Genomic DNA, 15,283 nt, shown 5'->3' on the forward strand with positions numbered 1-15,283 from the left:
AGAATCGAACGTGCTGGCACTGCGCTATCAGTACACTTCGAATTCGGCAGGGTTGGGTCCGTCTGTCGCACGGTACTCACGCGGAGCTGTCGCCACCAGCCGTTAAGAACGTCCACGATGAACCGTCGGACGATGTGTCGTTCTCGATCGGGCGATCGCGACGATCCGACGCTAGTGGCAGCCGAGTGCGAGGGGGCGACCGGACTACAGATCGACGTGGGGGTGCTGGTCGCGCACGCACCGGGAACCGATCCGGACAGGCTGCAGTCGTTTGCGACGCGAGCTGCCGAAGATACGGTCGACGAACTCGCGTCGGTCACGGACGTTACCTGGCGGTTCTACCTCGAGGGTGCGGTCACGCTCGCGGACAACGACAGACGACGGCCCTCAGAGTTCCTCGACCGCGCCACACACCAGATGGTCGAGGGGCCGTACGACTTCATCTTCGTCGTTACGGACGTGCCGCTCGTCTCGAGCACGGATCGGTTCGTCCCCGGACTGGCGTCGCCGCTCTCTCGCGTCGCGATCGTCTCGACGAACGCCCTCCGCAGTGCGCCCCGCAACGAACCGCGACGCTCGCTCGAGGACGCCGCCGTCCGCTGGAATACGGCGACCCTCGTGGTCCACCTCGTCGGGCATATGCTGGGCGCTCGCCATCGCGACGCCGACGGAGGCGTCATGGAGCCGTTCCGGTTCGATCCGGAACGGCGGGCCGTTCCGCCGATCGACGCGGACGTCGAGCGGGATCTCCATCGGATCGCCGGGGAGCTCTCCGCGGCCGAGGCCCGCCCGCGCGGCCCGGGAGAGCGGCTGGCCTTCCACGCGGCCAGTGCCGTCCGAAACCCCGGACGGATCCTGCAGGCGCTCGGTAACAGCCGAGCACCGTTGTTGCCGCTCTCGTTACCGAAGCTGTCGACGGCCGCGCTGGCGCCGACGCTCGTCATCGTCTTCAGCGCCGAATCCTGGGACGTCGGCTTCCACATGAGCAACGTGACGGCGGCGTTGTTCGCGGCCGTCAGTATCGTCACTGCAGCGCTCTATCTCCTGTTCGCCCAGAACCTCTCCTTCCCGCGGAAGCGACATCGGATCGTCACCGAACACACGGCCCTGGTCAACGTCACGGTCTTTTTCGTCCTCCTGCTGGCGATGGTCGGCTTATTCGGACTCGTGTGGGCGATCATCCTCGTCATCGAACTGGTCGTCTTCCCGCCGAACCTGATGTCCAACTGGCCGAGCCTCGAGGAGCCGGCCGTGGGATTCATCGATCTCGTCCGGACCGGTGCGTTCATCAGCACCATCGGGGTCCTTTCGGGCGCGTTGGCAGGTGGACTGGAGAGTCGAATCATCATCAGCCACCTCGCGCTGTTCCCCGACCGACCGTAGCTTCCCCACTCGAATTCGAAAGCGCCGATTTCCGGGAACGACAGTTCTGGTTCGGTCCGACGTGCATCAGATATCGCTAAATGGAGGGGCGTAGAACTGACGGCGAGTGGCAGTCGAATGTCCTTCACAGAACCCCAGACGATCGGCATTCTCGGCGGAATGAGCAGTGAATCGACTCGGACGTACTACCGGCTCATTGATCGCAACGTAAACGATGCGCTCGGCGGGCACAACGCGGGTGACATCCTCATTCGCAGCGTTAACTTCGCCCGGATCGAACGCTGTATTCGGGATCAACGGTGGGAAGAGGCGGGTGAGCTACTGGTCGACGCGGCGCTCGCTCTAGAAGCCGGGGGTGCCGACTTCGTCGTCATGGCGACGAACACGATGCATCGCGTCGCACCGCGACTCGTCGACGAACTGTCGATCCCGTTTCTCCACATCGTCGACGCCGCGGTTGATGCGATCCGCGCCGACGGGGTCGAGACGGTCGGGGTGCTTGGGACGAAAGCCGTGATGGAAGGGGCGTTCTACCACGAGCGGTTCGGCTCGCGCGGGGTCGAAACGGTCGTGCCCGATATCGACGACCGCGAAGCCGTCGACCGGATCATCTTCGAGGAACTGACGACTGGACAGGTGCGAGAGGAATCTCGAGGGCGATATCTCGACGTGATTGACGGTCTGGTCGAGAAGGGAGCCCAGGGAATCGTCCTCGGGTGTACCGAAATCGAGCTCCTGGTCGAGCAACGGGACTGCCCCGAGACCCCGCTGTTCGATACGACTGCACTTCACGTCGAGCGTGCCGTCGAGCGGAGTCTTCACCCCGTCCTCGACGATTGAGGCTCCCGGTTACGCCAGCCAATCAAAGGATGTGGTACATGTAAATCGATGGCCTCGGCACTCATGGTTTATCTGGATGAACAGCTAATCTTGTATGAGCCCTAGTCGATTCTATAAATGTCCTATACTGTCCTAAATAAAGATTGTATATTTGCCACTTCAGGGAAGGAGTGCTAAATGTACCTTCACCGGGAAATATGATCTTCTCGAATCTGATCTAATCTAACTTGGTCGACCACTTCTACACTTTCCATCTTGTTGAGCAACTTTTCTGCGTTTTGAATGAGTGAATTATGGTTGCTCTTTTTCAAAACGTTCTCGACCCTATCTAGGACCTGATCCTCCTTTCCGAAGAACTCATTAAACTCCGAAATTTGCTTCAGGACTTTACCTTTTTGGCCATCATTCAGATTGTTCTGTGTGAGCTGCTTGCTGAATCGTTCAATGAATCGTTGGCCGTTCTCGTCTCCTATATACTCGGTGAGAGAACTCAGAACTTCGATTAGAGGATCGAGATGGTTCGGATTTTGGTTACGACTGAATGCCTGAGCGAGTTCCTCTCTAACATCTCCTGCAACGGTTTCTTTTCTGTCCGAATCAACGTTTTCCTCTATGTCGTTCCAGAGATCCCGATACAGTTGATACTCGTTCCTATTATTCTCAAGTAGATCATCCAGCTGACTAATATAGCTCTCCTGCTCAGGACTATCTAACTCCGCAAATATTCCTGAAATTGGCTCTAAGTAACGTCTCTGCTGGTTTATGTTATTTTCTCTATTGGCCTGATTACCCAGGATTTCAATGATCTCTCCCCAAGCCGATTTAAACCGATCCGGATATTTAGTAAAGACATCAATACCGAGCTGGCTGTAGCTATTGTTGTTATTCTTGATTAAGGACTTCACCTTATCTTCCAGCTGTTGATTAAAATTCTCGGGGATAGCAGGTACAATCTTTCCATTGACGAACGACTCGTCATCAATGGAATTTGGTATCTGATGTAAAATTGCTTCGGCTTCCTCTTCTGTATCAACAATGGATACATCGTAATCGGTGCTAAGATTGAAGAGTTCCTCCGTATTGGTCGGGTTCCAGTTTCGGAACAGTTCTCCAATCCAGCTATGGAACTCCTGCTGTGTCCTGGTAGGGAAAGATCCGTAGAAGTGGAAACAAACCTCGACAAGATTTGATGGCTGTTGGTTCCCTCGGTTCTTTACTATCTCGCGGACCTTCTCAAATACATCTTCTCCGCTGGCCTCGAGGAGCACACCTTCGACTCCTGTCAAGAGTTGGGAAACTACTTCATCAACTTCTGCCTCTTGGTTTCCTGAATAATTCTGTCTCAGGTTCAAAAGGTGAGTTGCATAGGCTCCTCTCGCCTTCTTAGCCGCTACATCGTCGAAGAGCGTGTAATACTCTGTATTTGTGAACTCATTTTTGTTATCCGATAGTTCAATCATCGAAATAGCATGTTCTAACGTTGCTGAACGAATCAGTCGGTTCTTCGCCCCCTCTGACTCATCTATAATCCTGAGTGCAGTCTTGGTCGGCTCTTCGTCAAGTGATTCAATTTTCTCAGAAACAGTCAGTACAATATGCCTTGGTAAGTCCTCAGCAAAATCAACGAACCCTTTGAAAATGTTCTCTTGGAAACCTGTACTGTCGATAATCAAGGAAGAGTACTCTGTCAACAGAGCCTCGGAGTCTGTTTCACCCATTTGAATAATGATTGGGAACAAAGAATCTGAGTCAAGATCACCTAGAAATCCTCTTCCTAGATCAGTTGTTAGATATTCGCCAAGAATCTGGGTTAGCCATGTTTGAGATTGTTGATCAAATTCATTATAGACAGCGATTGCTGTGTCGATGCTGCCGAAAAGCGGTTGCTCTCTCCTCTTCACAGTATAATTCTCAATGCTATTCTGAATTGCATCGATGTATGGACCATAGTCTTCGACCTGTTCTAGCTCCTTCCGTACTTCCTCTTCCTGTCCTGTTCTAAGATTTCGGAGGAAGGTGTCAACGTCAGTAAGACTTGTCGCATAAGATGGCTCCGATAGATTCAGAAATGGATTCGGGTTTTCAACATGGATACGGCGTGTAGAACGTAGGAACGCCTCCAACCTAGATTCTTGATCACCATTCTGGCCAGGTTCATTGGCTGGATTCAAAAGTGATTCAACTCTCTCAATATCTTTGGATTCGCTGAGTTGGTCGCTGAAGTAGTCGTTAATATCGTTTAATAGCCGTGGGTTTTCGGAAAGTGTCTCGTAGAATTCCGGATACTCTTCCTCAAGAATGGAGGTTTTGGCCAAAAAAGGGATGTGATCTGTGATCCTTCCCTCTGTCAATGCCCCGGTCTCCTCAATTTCCTCTGCCAGTACTCTAAGCGTGGATAGTCGATTGAGCGCATGTTTGATCCTTCGCGGATTATCAATATACGCATTCGTGATTACGTCGATCGCTTCATCTTCGAATGGTTCTGAAAGTCTTCCACTTTCATCTTCTGCATACTCCTCAATGTCCTCTGGTAGGAACGGCGGGATCCGGATATGTGTCTGGAAGAACTTTCTCAGGAATTCACGCTCGTTTTTCCCGGCTTCGAAGTAGTCGCCTTTGTCGATAGATCTAATATGGCTCTCTAAGGCTTTGTCATCACAAGGAATCAAGTAGATACAGTTGTCGTCTTCCATGAAAGTCTTGAGGGATACAAGGACATCGTATACTGTGCCGCTCTCACACCTGTCTAGGTTATCTATAGATATTACGATAGTCTCGGCGTCGGAGCACTTGATAATGTCCTCAAAGATTCGTTGGTATGACCCTGACCACTCCTTTCGAGGATGAAGGAATTTTCTCTGTATCGTCTGAGCTACAGTGTCTAGCTGTTGGAGTATATATCCTAAAACCGGGAGAAGTAATCCTGTTACAGCCACCGACGCTAACGCTGAGTGGCCACCATATTCCAATAAGGCCGCTACAGTTGCGATACCGACAAAACCAATTGCAAGTAACGGGCTTTCCTCCCAGAAGTTTACTAATATTTTCTTTGGATTAGCTTTTTTTGATATCTGCTCTTCCTCTTCGACATCATAGAGTCGACCAGTGATTTCCTCCTCTGTAAGCACACCTTCTGGCTTGCCGATCTGACCGCCAATCTGTTTATCAAGCTCGAGTAAAAGTTCTGTCCTGATCGATCCTTCCGCATGAGACCAAGCATCAAATTCGACGAAAACCGTGTCCCGAAACTCTTTCTTCCCTCTAAGCCGGTTGAACAACATCCTGATGATGGATGTCTTTCCTGCGCCCCATTCTCCAAATATCCCTATATGCCACGGTGGTTCGGCGTTCCGTAGGATCCTCTCCAAACTGTCGGCGTACTCGGCATGCCCGAATTTGTCGTCCTCCTCTGATGTAATAGCTCGATCTGATAAAAATAGATCTTCATTCTCAGGAGACATTATAACGAAAATCCTGTCCTCCAATTATAAATAACCCGTCACTACCGATCTCTAGTCCTAATAGTGTGGCCTCGGCACTCATAGGGCTCGTCACCACCGGATGCCGAGTCCGGCTCGGAGCGGGTGCATCGTCATCGGCCACGCGATCCTACCGCCGTCGCTCCAAAGACGGTTTGGATTCGGCAGCGAAAACCAGATTGAACGTCGGCCCTACGAGCCGCGTCCCGCGTCCTCGTTCGCGAAGGCCGCGTTCCACTCGTCGATCAGGTTCTCGAGTCGTCCCGTACTCCGATGCGAGAACGTCCGGGGAGCGCGGTCGGTGGCCGTCCGCGGATCCTCGGTAACGGCGCTCGAGGGAGTCGTTCGGGTGCGGGTCGTCGTTCGATCGGGCGTTGGTTCGGCGTCGGTCGTGGACTGCAGGTGTTGTGTGCTCATGTCGGTCGGGTGTGGGATATCGTCAGAATCGGTACTCGTCGCCGGCAACGAACTTAGACTGCTACGTGTACGACCGACATCTGTACTCACCCCTACTGAGTCCACGGTTATAAAAGTTCATGATACATATCTCTGCTGTGGCCAGCTGTCTGAAAGCAAATAGCATGGGGCAGTTTCGCACGATCGGTTGCTGCGCTCTACTCGCACAAACCGTGACGCGACGCGCGTCTCGGCCCGCAGAAGTCCGATAGCTTGAGAACCCGTCCCCGTAATCACTCGAGTACCGATGACTGGCGACGAGCGCGACGGCGACGACGTGGACGTCAGTTTCGTGGTGCCGGCGCGAAACGAGGCGGACTACCTCCGGGGAGCCCTCGCGAGCCTGACCGCGCTGGACACGGCCTACGCGTACGAGGTGCTCGTCGTCGACGGCGACTCGAGCGACGCGACCCGCGAGATCGCCCGCGAGTACGACGCGACGATCGTTCCCGAGGGCGGCGAGAGCATCGCCGCGGCGCGGAACCTCGGGGCCGAGCGCGCGGCCGGCGAGTGGCTGGCCTTCGTCGATGCGGACACGCGAGTGCGGGCGAACTATCTCACCGAACTGCTCGGCTTCGTCGAGGCCAACAAGCTCGCGGCCGCCAGTTCCTACTGTCGGATCACCGGCCCCCGCCGAGCGAAGCTCGTGGAGGCGACGATCAACCACGTCTTCTCGCGGCTCGAGCGGCCGATCCTCCCGGGGTTCAACTGTTTCGTCCACCGGCGGGCCTTCGATGAGGTCGGCGGCTTTCCAGCCGTGTCGAACGAGGATACGGCGTTCAGTCGATTGCTCGCCCGACGGTATCCGACGGCGTTCTGTCCGAGGGTGCTCGTCGACAGTTCGGGCCGGCGGATCACCGAGGACGGGTTGACGGGGACGCTGTGGCACTACGCCCGACTCGACCTCGAGCGGCTCCGAGCGGAGTACTGAGCGAGCGTCGGTCGTCGGTGACGGACTATCGCCGAGTAACGAGTCGAACTGAGAGCTTCACCACGGAGAACTTCTCTCGCACTAGACCGACCATCCGGCGTGCGGTGGCGCGCGCTGGGCGGCGGTGAGCGAAGCGAGACCGAACGACGCGAAGTCTCGAAAACGCGAACGGGAGCGAATGCGAGGTCCGACCACAGCGAGGACCTCGAGAAGCGAACCGCAAACGGCTCACCTCGAGTCGCGCGGTCGAGCGACGCCGGACACTTCGAAGCGAGCCCCGCCGGAGTCGCTGGCCGTCACCGCGAGGTCCCAGTCGTGGGCCTCGGCCACCCGGCTCACGATACCGAGGCCGAATCCGGTCCCGTCCTCGGCCGTGGTAAAGCCGATATCGAAGACGTCGTCTCGCTCGGATTCGGGAATCCCCCGCCCGGTGTCGGCGACGTGGAACCCGTCCGCACAGTCGCCGACGGAAACGGTCAGGTCGGCAGTCGATTCGCCCTCGGGGACCCCGTGATCGAGCGCGTTCCGAAACAGGTTCTCGAGCAGTTGCTGGAGCCGGTCGGGGTCGGCCCGGACCCAGGACTCCCCCTCGACCGCGAGGACGGCGTCCCCGGTGTCGACCATCGACCAGGCCCTCGTCGCGCAGTCCTGCACTGACACCGGCTCCAGTTCGGCCGTCGTCGCCCCCTGTTCGGCCAACGAGAGCAGGTCTTCGATCAGTTGCGCCATCCGATCGAGGGCCTCCTGACAGGCCTCGAGCTGGGATCGATCGCCCGCTTCGGCGAGTTCGAGCGCGCCCTGTGCGACGTTCAGGGGGTTCCGCAGGTCGTGGCTGACGACGCTGGTGAACTCCTGCAGCCGGTCGTTCTGTCGTTCGAGCGTCTCGCGGGACTGCTTGCGTTCGGTCTCGTAGCTGACCCACTTGGCCATCAGTTTGACCAGCGTCCGCTCGGCCTCGGAGAAGCCGTCGCCCTCGCGGGGCTCGCTCGAGGCGAAACAGAGGGTGCCCCAGATGGTGCCGTCGACGGTCACCTTCGCACCGACGTAGCTACCGAGTTCGAACAGGTCGTAGGCGGGGTCGTCGGCCCACCCCTCGTCGGGCGCGTTCCCGACGGTGACCAGCTCGTGGGTCTTGATCGTCTTCCGGCAGTAGGCCTCCGCGAGCGGGCAGGACTCGCCCCGCTGGAGGAGCGGGTGATCGCCGCGGGACTCGACGACCGTCTGGGTCCGCTCGTCGAGGTCGATCCGAGTGAGAAAACCGTAGGGCAACTCCAGCGATTCACAGCCCAGCTCCAGCAGCTCCGGCACCTTCTCGTCGACCGACGTATCCGCCCGGGTCGAGATGTCGTACAGCGCCTGCAGCGCCGCGACGCTGTCCTCGAGTTCTTCCTCGGCCCGCACCCGGTCGGTCACGTCGGTGAAGAAGATCGAGAGGCCGTCCGCGGAGGGGTAGGCCCGGACCTCGAACCAGCGCTCGAGCCCGCCGAAGTACTGGGTGGAACTGACCGTCGTCTGCTCGGCGAAGGCGCGGTCGAGCTGGCGCTCGAACTCGGTTCCGGCGGCGGCCTCGAAGGCGGCGCCGAGCGGTTCCTCGAGCAGTTCCTCGCGAGGGCGGTCCAACAGTTCGACCGCCTGATCGTTGACGTAGGTAAACGTCCGGTCGACGTCGATCGAGACGAAGGCGTCGCCGATCCGCTCGAGCGTGGCCTCGCGCTCGCGCTCGAGGCGTCGCCGATCCGAGAGGTCCCGGATAACCGCGGTGAAGAGGTGCCGGCCGTCGACCGAGGTCTCGCCGAACGAGACGCCGACGGGGACTTCGTGGCCGTCGGCGTGAAGCGCGTCGAGTTCGGCCCAGTTCCAGTCGAGCGTCTGCTCGCCGGTCCGCAGGTAGTGGGCGATCGTGTCGCGGTGGCTGTTCCGATACTTCGCCGGGACGAGCGTCGAAATGCGGTCGCCGACGAGATCGTCGACCGCGTACCCGAACAGCGACTCGACCGCGTCGTTCGCGTACTGGATCGTCCCGTCATCGCCCGCCGTGATCACGGCGAAGGAGGCGGTTTCGGTGAGGGCGCGAAACCGGGCGGTCGCCGCCTCGAGGTCGCGGCGTTCGGTCGCCGCGTCGACCGCGCGTTCGATCCGCACCGCGAGTCGCGTGCCGTGTTCCGCGGTCGACACTGAGACGTAGCCGGTCGCACCGGCCTCGAGCGCGGCACTCGCGTCGGCTTCGTCGAAGTCGTCGCCGACGAGAAAGACCGGCAGCGCCGGCCGGACCTCGCGAACCCGGGCGAGGAGGGAGTCGGCGCCGGCGTCGTCTCCCGTCGACCGGCACACGAGACAGTCGACGGCGGTCGGCTCGAGGCGGGCCAGCGCCGCGGCCTCGCTCGCGACGGACTCGACGGCGAGCCGGTCGCTCGCCCGCTCGAGCGCGGTCGGGATCTCGGTGGCCGTCGGCTCCGGGTCGACGTAACGGACGGCGATCTCGTCGGTCGCTGGCTCCGCCTCGGCCGCGGCGGCGGTCGGTCGGGTCATGGCAGGGACTCCTGAATACGTTTCGCCAATGGGCGAAGAGCTAATAAGCGGTGTGGCAGCCGCGGGCACGATCGGAACGCTCCCGGCACCGCCATGCGGCCCCCTTATCTCGCTCTCGGTGGGTAGTTCGGGCGTGTCCACCGTTCCGCCGGCGGCCGAGCGCTTGCTCGAGAGCGAGCCGCTGATGGCCCACTTCGGGACCTGCGTCGACGGCCGCCCCCACGTCGCGCCGGTCTGGTATCACTATCTCGCCGGCGAGGAAATCGTCGAGCTCGTCACGACGGGCCGGAAGCTGGCGAACGTCAGGGAGAACCCGCGGGTCGCGCTCTCGATCCAGCGGGACGAGGCCGGCCGCGCGCAGTGGATGGTCTCGCTGCTGGGGACGGCGACGGTCGTCGAGGACGAGGCCGAAACCGACGCGGCCCGCCGCCGGATCAACGAAAAGTACGGCGCCGATCACGACGCCTACGCCGACAACCGGCTGGTCCGGATCGACGTCGGCTCCGCGACCTACCGGACCTACGACGACGACCGCGAGTGAGCGCCAGCGACTGCGTGACTATCCCTCGAGTCGCTCTCGGGCCGCCGCGACCACCAGCGGGAGCGTGATCGTCGCGTCGGCGTAGACCGAGACGTTCTCGGCGTCTTTCTCGAGTTTACCCCACGAGCGGGCTTCGTCCAGGGTCGCGCCGGAGAGGCCGCCGGTCTGTTTGGGGTCCATCGTGAGTTGGACGGCGTAGTCGTAGGCGTCGGGCGAGACGAGCATCGTCTGGAGGGTGAAGTTCTTGGGGACGCCGCCGCCGACGACGAACGCGCCGGCTTCCTCGGCGTGGTAGGCGATGTCGGTCAGCGGCGTCATGTCCGCCAGCGCGTCCAGCGAGAAGGCCGACGTCTGGGAGTACATCCACGCCTGCAGGCCGAGCACGGAGTCCTGGACGGCGGGGCAGTAGATCGGCACGTCGTTCTCGTACGCCGCGGCGGCGATACCCGCGTCTTCGTCGACGTCGTCGCGTTCGTTCACCTCGGCGTTCGCCCGGCCGAGTTCCGCCGTGAGCCGCTGGATCGAGGCGAGGTCCCCGTCTTCGCATTCGGCCTCGAGGACCGGAAAGACCTCCTCGCGCAGATGGGACTCGAAGTCGGCGAAGAACTCCTGTGGGAGGTAGACGTTGTAGATGCGGTCGACGCCCTCGTCGCGCAGGGTCTCGTCGTGTTCGCGCTCGGTCTTGCCCTCCTCGTGGACCGCGCCGTGGTGGTGTTTCCCGCCGATGGCCTCGATGGCGTCGTGGGTGAGATTCGCGCCGGTCGTGACGAGCACGTCGATGTAGCCGTCGCGGATCAGCTCGGCGACGATCGCTCGCATCCCCGTGGGGACCATCGCGCCCGCGAGGCCGAAGAAGACGGTCACGTCGTCGTCGAACATCGCTTCGGTGACGTCGACGGCCTGGTGGAGGTCCGCCGCGCCGACGCCCGCGTTGCCGTACTCGTCCGCGAGTTCGCCGACCGTCATTCCGGCGCGGACCTCGGCGTGACCGATCGGGTCGTGCGAGAACGTCTCCCGGCCGGGGTCGTGGTGGTCGTTCGCCTCGTCGCCGCCGTCGGGGGCGGCGCTCCCGTTATCGCCCTCGTGGTCGTCGCTCATGTCCTCGAGTGGGCGGGCGAGCGGTTTGAACGTCGCGGTCCAGCTCCGTCTCGGTGTCCCGCCGACGATCGGGTTCGAACCGGTGAGTTACCCCTCGGGCTCGAGCGCCCCCGTCACGCTCCTCTGCCAGTAATCGACGGTGCGATAGAGGAGATAGAGGATCGCGTTGAGCAGGCCGGTCAGTGCGAAGAGCGCGCCGAGTTGGGGACCGAGCGTTTCGAAGAGGCTCCCCCTCCCGCCGATCTCGGCGATACCGTAGGCGAAAAACGCGGCGATAACGCCCCAGACGAGCAAGATTGCGGCGATACGAGCGCCCTCCTCGACGTAGGTCGATACCGAAAGAGTCGTCGGCAGTGTCGATGATGAAGCCACGACGCGTCGTTTCGACGCGTCTGCTATAACGGACGGGGTACCTGAAAGAGGGATTTTACCCATCCTCGCAGCCGGCGCCGTCTCCCTCGAGTCGGATGCGGGAGCCGGTGCTACAGTCCCGTCGGCACGTCGAGGAAGGTCGTCTCGAGATTCCATTCCGCCGCGAGATCCCGTAGCGATCGGACGCCGAACGTCTCCGTCGCGTAGTGGCCCGCGAGGAAGACGTGGATTCCCGCCTCCTGCGCTTCGTGGTAGGCCTTCCCTTTCCCCTCGCCGGTCACCAGCGCGTCCGCGCCCGCGTCGACGGCCTCGTCGAGCCAGTCGACCCCGCTGCCGGTAACGACCGCGACGTCTTCGATCTCGTCCGGTCCGAACGCGAGGTGCTGGACGGGCTGGCCGCCGGTATCCAGATTGGTCTCGAGGCGCTCGCGGAGTTCGTCGGGCGCGGACGGATCGACGGCCGTTCCGCGCTGGCCGATATGCTCCGGGCCGAGTTCCCCGAAGGGGGCCCGGTTCTCGAGTTCGAGCAGGTCCGCGACGCCGGCGGCGTTGCCCAGGTCCGGATGGCCGTCCAGCGGGAGGTGGGAGACGTACAGCGCGAGGTCGTTCTCGATCAGGGGCGCGATTCGGTCGTATGTGCGGCCGGTCACGCGGTCGAAGCCGCCCCACGAGAGGCCGTGGTGGACGACGAGCAGGTCCGCGTCGGCCTTGATCGCCCGATCGAACGTCTCGCGAACCCCGTCGACGGCGAACGCGGCCCGTTCGATCTCGGCCTCGTCGGGGCCGATCTGCAGCCCGTTCGCGCTGGCGTCGAGGTCGGCGTAGTCTGCGGTTCGAAGCTCCTCGTCGAGTCGATCGACGACGCTCGAGAGGTTCATGATCCGCCGTTCGGCGGCGGGCTCCTTGTATCCGGCTGATTCCCAGCGGGACGGTTCGGGCGGCCGTCGCGTGCGGAAAATCGGAACGACGGGCGCGCTACATCAGGTAGAACAGCGGGAAGAGGATCACCCAGACGATGTCGACGAAGTGCCAGTAGAGCCCGAAGTACTCGACCGGGCGATCGTCCTCGAGATAGGCGTCGACGGTCACGATCCGGTAGATCATGAAGCCCGCGATGAGCAGCCCGAGGATGACGTGCAGCGCGTGTAAGCCGGTCGTCACGAAGTACATCGAGTACTGGAGTTCGGTGAACCAGTAGATGCCGTGGGCGAACTCCTGGCCCCACTCGTAGCCCTTGACGGCGAGAAACGTGAGTCCGAGCAGTAGCGTAACCCCCATCGACGCCAGCAGCCCGCGCTTGTTCCCGCGTTCGGCCATCACCAGCGCGAGAACGACCGTGAAACTCGAGGTGAGCAGGACGTAGGTGTTGATCAGGCCGACGGTCGCCGACGGCGGCACGGTCTCTATCTCGCCCCAACCGGTGTGGAGCCGCATGAACACGTACGCCCCGATGACGGCACCGAAGACGACGACGTCCGAGGCCAGGAAGAACCAGACGCCGGTCTTCGTCGTGCCGACCCCCTCGAACGGCCAGCGCTCGGCGATGGCCATCTCGGGCGCGTCGAACTCCTCGCGACCGTACTCGAAGAGCGTGATCCCCAGGATGCCGACGCCGACGAGCGAGAGCGCGGGATAGAGAACGTTCTCCGATCCGGCGGTGTTCCCGGCGAGTTCCGCGCCGCGCGCGGTCGCGAAGTCGGCGACGAAGGGCGTCAGTCCCGACAGCCCGAGGAACGTGACGAACATGCCGAGCCCGATTCCGAACGGCCAGATGCTCGCGTGATCCTCGTGGTCGGCCTCGAGCGACTCGGCCTGTCCGGTTCGCTCGTGGGCGACCGCACCGCCGTCGGCCGCCGTCGCGTCGTCGACGAACTCGAGGCGACCGTTCGCGTAGCTGGGTCGGTCCGGCCAGTTCTCGAGCGGCGGAGGGGAGGTGGTCGCCCACTCGGCGGTCCGCGTGTACGTCCACGGGTTGTCGGGCGCGTCGGGCCCCGAAACGAAGCTCTTCCCGAGCGTGATGAACACGAGCAACACTCCCGTACCGAGGACGAACGCCCCGACGGTCGCCAGCTGGTGGTAGATCTGTGCGCTCTCAGCGTAGTTGAAGACGCGCCGCGGCGTCTCCCAGGCGAGGAACATCGGGAAGTACAGCAGGTTGAAGCCGACGAAGTAGACCGCGAAGCTGAGCTTCCCGAGTCGTTCGTCGTACATCTTCCCGGTTATCTTGGGCCACCAGTAGTAGAGGCCGCCGATCAGCGCCGTGACGCCCGCGACCATCACGTAGTGGAAGTGCGCGACGACCCAGTAGGTGCCCCGGAACTCGTAGTCGAGGACGACCGCACCGAGGAAGACGCCGGTGATCCCGCCGAGGATAAACAGGATGAGCGCGCCGAGGGTAAACAGAAACGGCGTCGTGAATCGGACGCGACCCTTGACCATCGTATAGATCAACGCGAAGACCATCAGGTCGAACGGCAGCGAGATCCCGATCGTCGTCGCCATAAAGAGCGTCTTGATCGGGAGGTTGATCGTCGTCAGAAACATGTGGTGCATCCAGACCAGGAAGGACTGCACCGCGACGAGCACCATGGCGATGATGACCCACTTCCGGCCGACGATTCGTCGGCCGGTGAACGTCTGGAACGTCTCGAACATGATCCCCAGCGCGGGGAAGAAGACGATGTACACCTCCGGGTGGCCGAAGAACCAGAAAATGTGGGCCCACAACAGGCTCGAGCCCTGCGCCGTCGAAGAGAAGTACTGCGTGAGCAGGAGGCGGTCGGTCAACATGAGGATCAGCGCTGCCAGCAACGCCGCGAAGGCGAAGAGCATCATCCAGACGGTCAGGAGGATCCCCCACGTGACCAGCGGCATGTTCCACAGGCCGAGACCCTCGGCGCGACAGCGGTGGATCGTCGTCAAGAAATTCACCGTACTCAGGGTGGTCGAGAGGACGAACAGGGTCAACGCGAGGATCGTCGTATTGCCGCCCATCGTCAGCGTGTAGCCGGGGTTGTAGATCGGCACGTTCAGCGGCGCGTACATGTACCAGCCGTTGGCCCACGTCGTCCCCTGGAAGAACGAGAGTATGACGAGAAGGCCCGAAAACAGGTAGAACCAGTAACTCAGCGCGTTCAGGCGCGGAAATGCCATGTCTTTCGCCCCGATCTGGAGCGGAACGATATAGTTCCCGAAGCCGAATCCGAGCGGTGAGATGAACCAGAACACCATCAGCAATCCGTGGATCGAGACCGATTGATTGTACTCGGTGTTCGTGAGGAGTCCGGTGCCACCGGCCTCCCAGAGGTGAGCGCGAAACAGCAATGCGAGGACGCCGCCGGCGACGAGGAAGAACAGCGCCGTCGCGATGTACAGAATGCCGACGTCCTTGTGGTTCGTCGTCACCAGCCACCGCTTGATACTCGTCTGGGGCGGAAGTTCGCTCACGGAGCACCACCTTCCGACCAGCGCCTCGAGTCGACACCGCGTCGGACCGCGGCGACGCCGGGTTCGCTCACGAGTCCACGGCCGAACCGACACCTCGAACGCGAGACGAGATACATAGTCAACGATTTCTCTGCACGATTTACCGTATCAAGGTGTCCGACGCAGTTGCAGGCAGTACTTGCCGCCCGAAGGCGTCGATGGGTCCGA

At 61.0% G+C, this 15,283-nt stretch carries 11 protein-coding genes; 4 read left to right on the plus strand and 7 right to left on the minus strand.

Annotation, left to right across the window (positions count from 1 at the left end):
- Positions 1-132 precede the first annotated feature (132 nt).
- The gene (locus AC0QDI_RS17300) at positions 133-1,383 is read left to right on the plus strand and encodes a zinc metalloprotease (RefSeq protein WP_474670382.1); all 1,251 of its coding nucleotides are present in this window, start codon (positions 133-135) and stop codon (positions 1,381-1,383) included.
- A gap of 117 nt (positions 1,384-1,500) precedes the next feature.
- On the plus strand, positions 1,501-2,223 hold the full coding sequence (locus AC0QDI_RS17305) for an aspartate/glutamate racemase family protein (protein WP_474670384.1): 723 nt from the start codon (positions 1,501-1,503) through the stop codon (positions 2,221-2,223).
- Positions 2,224-2,408: 185 nt separating this feature from the next.
- Here AC0QDI_RS17305 and AC0QDI_RS17310 read toward each other — a convergent pair whose 3' ends face one another.
- Complete coding sequence (locus AC0QDI_RS17310; protein WP_474670386.1) at positions 2,409-5,684, minus strand: KAP family P-loop NTPase fold protein; 3,276 nt, start codon at positions 5,682-5,684, stop codon at positions 2,409-2,411.
- Between the two features lie 210 nt (positions 5,685-5,894).
- Positions 5,895-6,119 (minus strand): hypothetical protein, encoded by a 225-nt coding sequence (locus AC0QDI_RS17315; protein ID WP_474670388.1) that lies wholly within the window; start codon positions 6,117-6,119, stop codon positions 5,895-5,897.
- Positions 6,120-6,405: 286 nt separating this feature from the next.
- Here AC0QDI_RS17315 and AC0QDI_RS17320 point away from each other — a divergent pair, with 286 nt between their 5' ends.
- Entirely contained in the window at positions 6,406-7,089 is a 684-nt protein-coding gene (locus AC0QDI_RS17320; RefSeq protein ID WP_474670390.1) for a glycosyltransferase family 2 protein, read from the plus strand.
- Positions 7,090-7,317: 228 nt separating this feature from the next.
- Here AC0QDI_RS17320 and AC0QDI_RS17325 read toward each other — a convergent pair whose 3' ends face one another.
- A complete protein-coding gene (locus AC0QDI_RS17325; protein ID WP_474670391.1) occupies positions 7,318-9,618 on the minus strand; it encodes a sensor histidine kinase in 2,301 nt (766 codons plus the stop codon).
- A gap of 133 nt (positions 9,619-9,751) precedes the next feature.
- On the opposite strand from AC0QDI_RS17325, the gene AC0QDI_RS17330 reads away from it, so the two are divergent.
- Positions 9,752-10,159 carry a pyridoxamine 5'-phosphate oxidase family protein gene (locus tag AC0QDI_RS17330; RefSeq protein WP_474670393.1) on the plus strand — a complete coding sequence of 136 codons (408 nt, stop codon included), beginning with the start codon at positions 9,752-9,754 and terminating at the stop codon, positions 10,157-10,159.
- An 18-nt stretch (positions 10,160-10,177) separates the two neighbouring features.
- On the opposite strand, the gene AC0QDI_RS17335 is transcribed toward AC0QDI_RS17330, so the two are convergent.
- From AC0QDI_RS17335 to AC0QDI_RS17350, 4 genes are all read right to left on the minus strand, one after another.
- A complete protein-coding gene (locus tag AC0QDI_RS17335; protein ID WP_474670395.1) occupies positions 10,178-11,257 on the minus strand; it encodes a deoxyhypusine synthase in 1,080 nt (359 codons plus the stop codon).
- Between the two features lie 87 nt (positions 11,258-11,344).
- Entirely contained in the window at positions 11,345-11,629 is a 285-nt protein-coding gene (locus AC0QDI_RS17340; protein WP_474670397.1) for a hypothetical protein, read from the minus strand.
- A 110-nt stretch (positions 11,630-11,739) separates the two neighbouring features.
- Positions 11,740-12,507: a Nif3-like dinuclear metal center hexameric protein gene (locus AC0QDI_RS17345; protein WP_474670399.1), complete on the minus strand. Its 768-nt coding sequence runs from the start codon at positions 12,505-12,507 to the stop codon at positions 11,740-11,742.
- 97 nt (positions 12,508-12,604) lie between these two features.
- Positions 12,605-15,076: a cbb3-type cytochrome c oxidase subunit I gene (locus AC0QDI_RS17350; protein WP_474670401.1), complete on the minus strand. Its 2,472-nt coding sequence runs from the start codon at positions 15,074-15,076 to the stop codon at positions 12,605-12,607.
- Positions 15,077-15,283: the final 207 nt, after the last annotated feature.

The organism is Natrinema sp. LJW11 (assembly GCF_056135975.1).

What these genes read in the sequence shown, in the direction of transcription:
- AC0QDI_RS17300 (WP_474670382.1), top strand. Translation starts at nt 133, where the DNA reads ATGTGTCGTTCTCGATCGGGCGATCGCGACGATCCGACGCTAGTGGCA.
- AC0QDI_RS17305 (WP_474670384.1), top strand. Translation starts at nt 1,501, where the DNA reads ATGTCCTTCACAGAACCCCAGACGATCGGCATTCTCGGCGGAATGAGC.
- AC0QDI_RS17310 (WP_474670386.1), bottom strand. Translation starts at nt 5,684, where the DNA reads ATGTCTCCTGAGAATGAAGATCTATTTTTATCAGATCGAGCTATTACA.
- AC0QDI_RS17315 (WP_474670388.1), bottom strand. Translation starts at nt 6,119, where the DNA reads ATGAGCACACAACACCTGCAGTCCACGACCGACGCCGAACCAACGCCC.
- AC0QDI_RS17320 (WP_474670390.1), top strand. Translation starts at nt 6,406, where the DNA reads ATGACTGGCGACGAGCGCGACGGCGACGACGTGGACGTCAGTTTCGTG.
- AC0QDI_RS17325 (WP_474670391.1), bottom strand. Translation starts at nt 9,618, where the DNA reads ATGACCCGACCGACCGCCGCCGCGGCCGAGGCGGAGCCAGCGACCGAC.
- AC0QDI_RS17335 (WP_474670395.1), bottom strand. Translation starts at nt 11,257, where the DNA reads ATGAGCGACGACCACGAGGGCGATAACGGGAGCGCCGCCCCCGACGGC.
- AC0QDI_RS17345 (WP_474670399.1), bottom strand. Translation starts at nt 12,507, where the DNA reads ATGAACCTCTCGAGCGTCGTCGATCGACTCGACGAGGAGCTTCGAACC.